General features: G+C 66.2%; 8 protein-coding genes. 1 reads left to right on the forward strand and 7 read right to left on the reverse strand.

Annotated features, from left to right (window positions below):
• Positions 1-119 precede the first annotated feature (119 nt).
• The 7 genes from VFE05_04135 to gnd form a co-directional block, all read right to left on the reverse strand.
• Entirely contained in the window at positions 120-830 is a 711-nt protein-coding gene (locus VFE05_04135; protein ID HET6229244.1) for a hypothetical protein, read from the reverse strand.
• A 275-nt stretch (positions 831-1,105) separates the two neighbouring features.
• Positions 1,106-1,834, reverse strand: coding sequence for a 6-phosphogluconolactonase (pgl, locus tag VFE05_04140; protein HET6229245.1), 729 nt, complete (start codon positions 1,832-1,834; stop codon positions 1,106-1,108).
• Between the two features lie 531 nt (positions 1,835-2,365).
• Positions 2,366-3,352: a DNA cytosine methyltransferase gene (locus VFE05_04145; protein ID HET6229246.1), complete on the reverse strand. Its 987-nt coding sequence runs from the start codon at positions 3,350-3,352 to the stop codon at positions 2,366-2,368.
• Between the two features lie 73 nt (positions 3,353-3,425).
• Positions 3,426-4,385, reverse strand: coding sequence for a hypothetical protein (locus VFE05_04150; GenBank protein ID HET6229247.1), 960 nt, complete (start codon positions 4,383-4,385; stop codon positions 3,426-3,428).
• A gap of 2 nt (positions 4,386-4,387) precedes the next feature.
• The gene (locus VFE05_04155) at positions 4,388-5,500 is read right to left on the reverse strand and encodes a hypothetical protein (protein ID HET6229248.1); all 1,113 of its coding nucleotides are present in this window, start codon (positions 5,498-5,500) and stop codon (positions 4,388-4,390) included.
• A gap of 512 nt (positions 5,501-6,012) precedes the next feature.
• Entirely contained in the window at positions 6,013-7,596 is a 1,584-nt protein-coding gene (gene zwf / locus VFE05_04160; protein HET6229249.1) for a glucose-6-phosphate dehydrogenase, read from the reverse strand.
• Positions 7,597-8,523 (reverse strand): decarboxylating 6-phosphogluconate dehydrogenase, encoded by a 927-nt coding sequence (gnd, locus tag VFE05_04165; GenBank protein ID HET6229250.1) that lies wholly within the window; start codon positions 8,521-8,523, stop codon positions 7,597-7,599. It abuts the gene before it with no gap.
• 763 nt (positions 8,524-9,286) lie between these two features.
• On the opposite strand from gnd, the gene VFE05_04170 reads away from it, so the two are divergent.
• On the forward strand, positions 9,287-10,147 hold the full coding sequence (locus VFE05_04170) for a hypothetical protein (GenBank protein HET6229251.1): 861 nt from the start codon (positions 9,287-9,289) through the stop codon (positions 10,145-10,147).
• The last annotated feature ends 39 nt before the right edge of the window (positions 10,148-10,186 follow it).

Raw genomic sequence — 10,186 nt, forward strand, 5'->3', positions numbered from 1 at the left:
CCACCTCTCTTCTTTTCTTCGCCGAAGATAGTGCGGATGTGGGGAGGAAGATGGACGGCGTTCCTCGCCGCGAATCCGCGCGTTGCGCTCACCCATCCATCTCGCGGCGAGGGCTCCGGCTAGGCGCCTTCTCCGATAGCGCGCGGCTCCGGGTCGGCGCGGACGAGGGCCTGCGCGCGGGCGGCGATGTGCTCCATCTGCCGCTCCCGCTCCGAGGCCCAGCGGGGGAGGCGAACCGCGTTGATGCCCAGGAACCCGCTGCCCACAGCGGTGATGAGCGCCGCGAGGCCCATGTCGTCCACCGGGCCACCGGTGCCGAGGATGACGCCCAGCAGCGCCACTCCCGCCACCGCGCCCGCCACGCCCAGCCGCCCGACCGCGGCGGCGTTGGTCTTCACCGTGCCGAGACGCAGGCGGTAGCCGCCCTCGGTGGGCTCGACGTACGCGTGGAGCTTGCCGTTGTTCCAGGCGCGGAAGCCGCCGGTGGAGGTGTCCCGTCCGCGCGCGGCGAACGTCTCCCGCAGCTCGGCGACCAGCATCTCCCACTCGCGGTCCGTGGGCGCCCGCGGCAGGTCGACCGTCCTGCCGACGGCGATGGGCAGCCCCAGGTGCGTGCGGCGGGGCGCGGCCCCCCGGCGCAGGTCCACGGCGGCCGCCGCGTCTGCAATGCGCTCGGGCGCGATGCCCACCTCGCCGCCGATCGCCTTCAGCTCCGCCAGCGAGAGCCCGCCCGCCGGGGAGAGCGCACGCGCCTGGGAGCCGCGCGCGGTCGCCGCCTCCTCGAAGATCTGCGCGACCTCATCTTCTTCGTACCGACGCTCGTCCGTCATCGCTCACACCCTGGGGTAGTTGAATCTTCGTGTCCATCGTCGCGGCCGGCGCGAGGAGCGCCACGGCGGCGATCACGCCCGGGCGCGGCGGCATCGCGATGGATCGCGCCTGACCGTCCGCCCGACGTCTCTCGCCGAGCCGCCCGGATGTGCGGCGCCGGAGATGTAGATTGTCGCGGCACCTACGTGCTCCGCAACCGTTTGGATTCGATCGGCCCGTCTCTCCCGCACGGGCAGGCTGGTGAAGCGCGAGTGCGGCGCTCGCGCCCACCCGCTCAAGCCCGCGCGAGCAGCGACGCGGCGGGGGCGTCCAGCATCCACACGAGCTCGCCGCGGGCTGGGCGGATGAGCTGTGCGGGAAGGCGGAACGGGTCCAACGGACCTTCGACGACGGCGCGGACGATGGCGGCCTTGTCCGCCCCCGTGGCGAGGAGCTCCACGCGCGCGGCGGCGTTCGCGACGGGGACGGTGATGGTGTTGCGCCACTCGCCGAGCGGACGGTAGAGCGAGTGCACGACGGTTCGTTCCCGCTCCCGCAGCACCGGCGCGTCGAACGGGAAGAGCGAGAGCGTGTGCCCGTCCGGCCCCACGCCCAGGTGCACGAGGTCGAAGCGCGGTATGCCGGGGCCGAAGAAGTCCGCCAGCTCACGTGCGTACGCGTCGGCGCCCTCGCGGGCGGGCAGCTCGCCGCGCATGCGGTGCACGTTCGCGGGGGGGATGGGCACGCGCGAGACGAACGCGGCGTTGGCCATGGCGAAGTTGCTGCGCGGGTGCCCCGGCGGCACGCAGCGGTCGTCGCCCCAGAACAGGTGCACGCCGCTCCACGGGATGCGCGACGCGTACGGCGGTGCCGCGAGCAGCGAGTACGCCTCGCGCGGACCCGTTCCGCCCGCGAGCGCGACGGTGAAGCGCCCCCGCTCGCGCACCGCGGCTTCCGCCAGCGTGGCGAAGCTCTCCGCGCAGGCGACCGCGGCGGCGTGTGCGTCCGGGAATGTCTGGATCACCCGGGTCTCCAGAACTGAGGGTGGAACAACTGTCCAGGCTGAGATTCTCAGCCCCGAGATGATTGAACGCACTCCAACTCAGTTCATCTTTACACTCTTCTTCGAGGGCTCACCACATGTTCTCGGCAAGTTCGCTTAACAAGCTCAATAACGCTGTCGATCTCTTGCCAAACCTCACATTCCCAGAAACGCAGCACGGCAAACCCCGCGGCCTGCAACCGGATTGTGTCGCGTGCGTCGCGCGTCTGGGTACGGCGAATTTTCCTCGTCCAATACACCGCGTTGCCCGACGGAGGAACGTAGTGGCGTGGGCACCCGTGCCAAAAACAACCGTCTACAAATATGGCAACTTTCTGCCGCAGGAAGCAGATATCGGGGGTGGCCCCCGCAATTGGGCAATGAACGCGGTATCGCAGTCCTGCGTGCCACAGCGCGCGCCGCAAGGTCAGCTCCGGCTTCGTGTCTCGGCTGTGAATTGCTCGCATGACCGCACCGCGCTGTTCCGGCGTTAACCGGTCCTTGCTTCTTGCGCTATTCTTCTGATTCAAGCGCGACAACAGGTGCCAGAAGGTTACGCCCGAATGCCGGCGGAACAGCATTTCCGACCACGCGGTGCTTGTTCATTAGTGATCCGCTAGGCTCAACATGAAGCGGGAGCCCCTGAATCGCGGCGCATTCTCTCCACGACAGGCGCCGGTTCTCTCCGCCCTGTAGCGCCCAGGCGTCCTGGCCGATGTTCTGCATTGGCTCACCCAGTGGGTGCAGCGGAACGTGATGAGCGTGCGCAACAATGGTGTAGCTGAGATCACCCCACCCGCGTTTGCGATTACGGGTGAGATAATGCCCATGGAATGGTGACTCGCAATATTCACCCTCGGGCCAGAGCGGCATTCCACCAATCGTGTCGTGAAGAGTCGCATACGGGTGTGTCGTGCCCGGCCCGTGCGTCGGTTCTGGAAACGCGTACTTAAACCGACGCGTTTTCACCACGTCTGAGCGAACTCCGACGATAAACACCCGCTCTCGCTGCTGGCTGACGCCATACGCACTTGCCTTCAGGCGCTTCAAGCTGATGCTGTACCCGGCATGTCGAAAGCAGTTTACCTGTTTGGCGAGGAACCACCCGTCTTCAGCGCAAACCATTCCCTTCACGTTCTCAACGAACAGGTACTTCGGTCGTACCTGTCGGAGCGCCCGGAGGAATTCTTGATATAGGAAATTCCCTTCGTTCGCGCGCAGTTCGCGCTCAGCTCCCCTATGGGGCGAGCGCCTGCGGGCCGCAACACTGAATCCCGTGCATGGATAACAGCCAATCAGGACGTCAGCTTCGGGGAATGCTCCGATACCCCTAATGTCGCCTTCGTGAAACTCCACGTTGGGAAACAGACCGCGGTAGGCGGTTGCCGCGTGGGGGTCCACGTCGTTGGCCCAGATTATTTCAACTCCAGCCTGCTGGGCTCCCCAATCGAAGCCCCCGCAGCCAGAGAAGAGCGAGACGGCTTTGAGTTGTGCCGGCATTCGTCGTAAATTCGGGTGGTCAGGACTCATTTCTAAACGGCAATCTATAGGGTTGTTCTAGCGATGGCCACAGTCACGTAAGCCCCTCCTGTTGTTGGAGCACTTGATCCACAATCTCCTCGCAGCCTTCAAGGCCGTCTGCACCATCAAGCAGCAGCAGCAGACGAAGTCTATCCATCAAGACAGTGTCCGCTATATCCGACTGGCGGTGCCACGCTCCATCCGTACCCCGGAAGGAAAACGGTATAAAGCATAAATTTCTCGGCCGCGCCTGGAAAGTCATTCGATTCTGCCAATTTTCGGCGCTCGACGAGAACTGCTTCTTTACCCAACTATCAGTACACGCACACTGGGCGAAAAATATCAGTCGTCCGGCGAGTTGATCTCCTATAGGCACCCATCCGACGAGATCCAACCCGTCGTCGCCGACATTCTGCGGCGCATAGTCACGCTGTACAGCAGTTACTCGTTCGCCGAGGTCAGCCGCCAAACGCTTGATGCGTTCGAAAAGCCCGCCCGTGTAGCGGGTGCCGCGCTGGAAGCGATGTACCTCCGCCCCCACCGGCATCATTCGTCGCAACGCCCGCTCAGACAGCGATTCGAAGCAGTCCGCCACCTTGTGGCGCGGCACGACGTAGCGCAACGCGGAGGCAAGTAGGAGCAACACGTAGATACGATGCACACCAGTTAGAGAATCCTTGGCAATCAAGGTTTCCCCATCTGGAAGAACTTCAAAGGGATACGCATCGCCGAATGTACCGGCGCGAAACTTCAGGTGACGAAACCAATCATCGACTCGGAGGGTTCGCTGATCATCCTTTTCGGACTCGCTGGCTCCCTCAATGTCCTCCGGCTCCACCTGCGCTTCACCAACATCGCGCCGCTCCCGTATCCGATCTTTCACGTCATAAGCGGAAACTACGCGGTCCGCATTGACCAAGCAGAGCAACTCGATATAATCCGCCCACAGATGCGGATCAGTGGAAGGAGGGGTTCGATCTAGATCCGTGAGAGGCCCGTCCGCAGCACCCATCCCTACGCCTCCGTCACGTCTCGCAACGCACCCTCCACTACGCCTTTCAGGCTACGCACCAACGACCACAGTTCTTCGACGGTAGCAAGATCGCTCTTCTCAGGTGCGTGCACATGAGGAGCGTAGTCGTAGGCCGACCGTAGCCGAGACCGAGCATCGAAGAGCGCCTTCCGGAAAACTTCGTGGGGCGCCTCCGTGAGCATTGCAGCTTCCGCGAGGGGAAGCCCCCCGCGGAATCTCTCGAGTGCATCCGGCGTCTCTACGACAGGTGCTAGGAGGCGGAGGTTACGGGATTCGCCTAACCGAGTTATGCCTTCCGAGTTCTCCGCGAACATCCATTTCGTGAGCTCTTCAAGGCGGTTAAGATCGATCTGAGACGTATCGGTGTCTCCACGCCCAGCGAGCCCAACATACGCGGAGATTGCTCTATAGTTCAGCGCGGTGGTGAGCACCGAGAAGTCCATCGTCCCCAGCGTGAGGCTCGGAATCCCGAAGAAACCATGGTTTTCGATTTCCTCATAGACCGCGAGCCCCGATAGGAGCCGAGCCACGTAATCGGCGCGACTCCCAATTGTACGCGCCAGCGCTTGATGGCGTTGAAGGGAGTCGTTGCCGGGCGTGCGTTCATACAACTGCGAAAGGTACCTCGCTTTTTCAAGCGAGTCCCACTGCTTGATTCCCGTGATGTGCCTGAAGCCTAGAAACTCAAGAACCTCTTGCCTATCATCATATTTGATGATAGGGACTTCCTCCGGGTGGTGCGCGGCCTGCTCGGCAGCAGCAGCCACGGCCTTTACGCGTATCGGTGCGCTCGATGGGTCGCGCAGAAGCATCAGGGCCGCTAAGCGGCGGTTGCCCTCAACCACCGCGTATTTAGTACCGTCCCCCTTCGCAGGTGCGGTTAACAACGGCTCACCAGGAAAATATCCGGTCTCGCCGATGGCACCCATGAGTTCGATTACGCCCTCTTCCTGGAGCATCCAAGTCAGGACTGCTCTCTGATCGGTCCCGTCGATGTTCTTCGGGAGGCGCGGGTTTGACGGGTCAAAGCGTAGATCTTCGAGCAGAACATACTCGATGCTCTTGGCCTCAGAGTTCGGAGGCGTCGTATCCATGGGACAGCCCGGGGTAGAGAGGCGACAACGCAGATTGCTCGGTAAAGTAGGAGAAGGTAGCAGTTACGCCAGGGCTGCGGCACGAAGATGTGTTGGCGGCAGCAGAGGGTTATTCAACTGCTTCGCCCTGGTAGTTTCGCCACGTGGGCCGGCGGTCCACCGGGCGCTGCCGGGGTATCGGATCCAGGAGCGAGGGAGATGGGAGCGGCACATTTGAACTCGCTGTGCTCGTCAGTGGCTTTCTCCTCGTAGCTCGCTTTTCCTTGCACTCGAAGAGATGCCCGGTGCCGCCCCGGCGACCGTCCCCAAGCCTACCCCAATGGCCGTCCGACGAATGGGCCCGCGTCCCCGACGCGGCCTAGAGCACGCGGTGATCGGGGCGCCCAACCTTCCCGGGACGCGCTTCAAGGCCAGTGTCATAGTCGAAACGGGCTAGGCTCCCCGGCTCTGGCTCCTTCGAGGCCCGCCGCGACGGAACCTCCGCAGCCGCCATCCAGAACCACCGGAACCCGTTACGGCTGGTGCCAGGCGTGGCCGCACTGCGCCAGCAGGTCGTCCGATCCCTTCGGCCCCCACGTGCCGGACGGGTACGGCTCCGGCTCCCCGCTCTCCGCCCAAGCCTCCAGCACCGGCGTGATGAACGCCCACGCCGCCTCCACCTCGTCGCGGCGCGCGAACAGGGTCGCATCGCCCAGCATGGCGTCCAGCAGCAGCCGCTCGTACGCCTCGGGCGACTCCACGCCGAAGGTGGCCTGGTAGTCGAAGTCCATGCTCACGGGCTGCATGGGCCCCGCCAGCCCCGGCACCTTGGCCTCGAAGTAGAGCGAGATCCCCTCGCGCGGCTGGATGCGCATGACCAGCGCGTTCGGCTGCGGCCGGTCGCCCTCGACGACGTCCAAAATCGGATGCGGCGCGCGCCGGAAGCGGATCACCACCTCGGTGACCTTGTCCGGCAGCCGCTTGCCGGTGCGCACGTAGAACGGCACGTCTGCCCAGCGCCAGTTGTCCACGTACACGCGCAGCGCCGCGAACGTCTCGGTACGCGAGTCCGTCGCCACGCCCTCCTCGTCGCGGTACGCGGGCTTCTCCGCCGCGCCTTCGACGGATGCGTCGTACTGGCCGCGGACGGCTTCCGTCGAGACCTGCCCGTCGCGGATGGGCTTGAGCGACTGGAGGACCTTGACCTTCTCGCTGCGGATGGAGTCCGCGTCGTACGCGGCGGGCGGCTCCATGGCGACCAGCGTGAGCACTTGCAGGAGATGGCTCTGCACCATGTCGCGCAGGGCGCCGCTGGTCTCGTAGTAGCCCGCGCGCCGCTCCACGCCCACCGTCTCGGCCACGGTGATCTGCACGTGGTCCACGTACGTGCGGTTCCACACCGGCTCCCAGATCACGTTGGCGAAGCGGAAGACGAGCAGGTTCTGGACGGTCTCCTTGCCCAGGTAGTGGTCGATGCGGAAGACCTGCCGCTCGTCGAACACGCGGTGCAGCACGGCGTTCATCTCGCGCGCCGTCTGCAGGTCGCGCCCGAACGGCTTCTCTACGACCACCCGAGTCCAGCACTTGTCCGCCGGGTTGCAGACGAGCCCCGCGCGGCCCAGGCCTTCGGAGACGACGGGGACCACGGTGGGCGGCACGGCCATGTAGTACAGGCGGTTGCCCGCGGTGCCGGCCTCGCGGTCCAGCGTGTCCAGCTTCTGCTTGAGCGCCAGGAACCCTGCGGGGTCCTCGAACACGGAGCCCACGTAGAACATCTTCGCCGCGAAGTCCTTCCACAGCGCCTCGTCCGGCGGGTGGCCGAACTCCACCAGCGAGTCGTGCATGCGCGTGCGGAACTCGTCTTCGGTCATCGTCTCGCGCGCGAAGCCGACCAGCGCGAAGCCGTCCGGCAGCAGCCCCTGGCGGAAGAGGCGGAAGACCGAGTGCACGAGCATGCGCCGCGTGAGGTCGCCCGTGGCGCCGAAGATGACCAGGGCCAGCGGCGTGGGCACGCGATGGGTGCGCATGCGGGTCACCAGCGGCTTGTCGCTCTTGGCGTCGGCGGGCCCGGCGGGGGCCGGCACGCCCATGGCGGCCGGCTCCATGACGGTCATCATCTACGCCTTCTCCCCGCCCTCGGGCGCGGCCGTGGCCACGGCGTGGCCGCCGAACTGGTTGCGCAGCGCGGCGATGACCTGGGCCCCGTACGACTCGTCCTGCCGCGACGCGAAGCGCTGCAGCAGCGACAGGGTGATGACGGGCGCGGGCACGCTCAGCTCGATGGCCGTCTCCACCGTCCACCGCCCCTCGCCGGAGTCGGCGACCCAGCCCTTGATGCGCTCCAGGTCCTGCCCCTCGGCCTTGTACGCCAGCTCCAGCAGCTCCAGCAGCCACGAGCGCACCACGCTGCCCTGGTTCCACAGGTGCGAGATGGCCTTCAGGTTCAGCGGATAGTCCGACGCGTGCAGGATCTCGAAGCCCTCTGCGTACGCCTGGAGCAGGCCGTACTCGATGCCGTTGTGCACCATCTTCGTGAAGTGGCCGGCGCCGCCGGGGCCCACGTGCAGGTAGCCGTCGGGCGGGGCGAGCGTGGTGAAGACGGGCTCGCACAGCTTCACGGCCGCGTCTTCGCCGCCCACCATCAGGCAGTAGCCCACCTTCAGGCCCCACACGCCGCCGCTCGTGCCCGCGTCCACCAGGCGGATGCCGCGCTGGGCCAGCTCGGCGCCGCGGCGCTTGGTGTCCTTGTAGTTGCTGTTGCCGCCGTCGATCAGCACGTCGCCTTCCTGCATCATCGCGGCGAGCTGCTGAAGCGTGCTCTCCGTGGGTCCGCCCGCCGGCACCATCACCCAGATCACGCGCGGCGCCTGGAGCGACTGCACCATCTCCTGCAGCGAGCCCACTCCGCTGGCGCCCTCTGCCGAGCCGACCTTCTTCACGACTTCCGGGTCCAGGTCGAACACCGTCACATGGTGGCCGCCGCCCAGCAGGCGCTCCACCATGTTGCCGCCCATCTTCCCCAGGCCCACCATTCCGAGCTGCATCGGTCTCTCCTCCGTTCCCCGGGATCACGCGCCACGCCGCCGGCCAAAGCCGCCGGGCGATGCAACAACGTGGCCCGTGGCGCGGGTAGCGACAAGCCCGGAGAGGCGTTTCGGAAGATGCGGAACGGATCGGTCCGGGCTCGCGGCACGCTCGTTACGATAGCCCGTACGGGCCCGCGCAGAAGTGCGCCAGCGCTTCCGTAGATGGGCGGCGGGCGGCATCTTGATCCACGCCTCGGAGCCAGCCGGACGACCGGAACGGCGATGGGCCGCAGGAGATCGAGCGTGCGCTGATGGATAGCCGGTCCGCGGCTTGGCGGAGATCGAGGTCCACCGAAGCTCGTTCCAGGGCGAGGAGCTCCTCGCCGACCCACGCTGCACCGACATCTCCCTGCCTCGGCGGACCTCGCGCGGCCGACCCGGGTCGAGGCGGCTCCGCTCCCCAGTCGGAGTTCTCGCACATCGACCTGGAAGCGCGGGGAAGGCGGCTCCTGGCGGCCCTCGGCTCTCCTGCCTCGACGACTCGCCGCGCACCCAGTCACGCACTCGCGGCCGCGTCCACACCGCCGCCCCCCTGATCTGCCGTCCGCATCCCGCGGGCAGCCCTGGAGCACGAATGCAGCACCTTCTACGCACCCTCGTTCGCATTGCGCCCGCGCTTCTGCTTTGCGTCTCCCCTGCCCTCGCACCGTGCCGTGCGAGCGCCCAGGACCCCGGCCCGCCACGGCCTGCGGCGACGGCGGCCGAGGCCGTTCCCGAGGCCGTGCGCGTCGGCATCTACGTGCGCGACATCTACGACGTGGATGTGAAAGCCGGCACGTACATGGTGGATTTCGACCTGTGGATGGAGTGGAGCGGCACCATCGATCCCACGGGATTCGTGATCCTGAACGGCAAGAAGGAGGACCAGGAGAAGGTCGCAGTCGTCACGGGTTCCGAGGAGCATTCGGTGATGTACCGCTGTCAGTACCGGTTCCACCAGGCGCTCGACCAGCATGCGTATCCCCTCGATGCGCACCGCCTCACGATTCAGCTGGAAGACGGGCAGCACACCGCGCGCGAGCTGGTGTTCGTGCCCGACCGCCGCTGGAGGCCGATGGACCCCGGCGTAAGGATCCCGGGGTGGGCGATCGGCCAGCCGACGGGCACCACGTCGGTGCACCTGTACCCGGCCGAAGCCGGTGCCTCGCTCACCCCCGATCAGGTCCAGGAGTACTCGCACTTCGAGGTGGGCATCCCGCTCCGCCGGCCCGACGCGGGCATCTTCCTCAAGACCTTTCTCGTCCTGTTCATCTCGGTCGCGGTGGGGCTGCTGGCGCCGCTCCTCACGGTCCGGCAGGTGGAGGCGCGGCTGGGGCTGGGCCTGGCGAGCGTGTTCGGCGTGGTGTCGTCGTACGTGGTCGCGGCGGGCAACCTGCCCGAAAGCGGCGAGCTGACGCTGGCCGACAAGCTGCACATCACGGGGATGGCGTTCGTCTTCCTGTCCATCCTCGCCTCGGTTGCCGTCTACCGGGTCGTGGAACGCGCGGGCGAGCCGCGCACCGAACGCGCCGACCGCGGCCTCGGGATCGCGATGGCGCTCGGGTTCGCGGTGGTGACGGTCGCAGTGTGCCTGCTGCGGTGAGGCGGCAGAGCCCGCGCGCTCACCTCCGGCTCCCGGCCG

The organism is Longimicrobiaceae bacterium (assembly GCA_035696245.1).
GTDB lineage: Bacteria > Gemmatimonadota > Gemmatimonadetes > Longimicrobiales > Longimicrobiaceae > DASRQW01.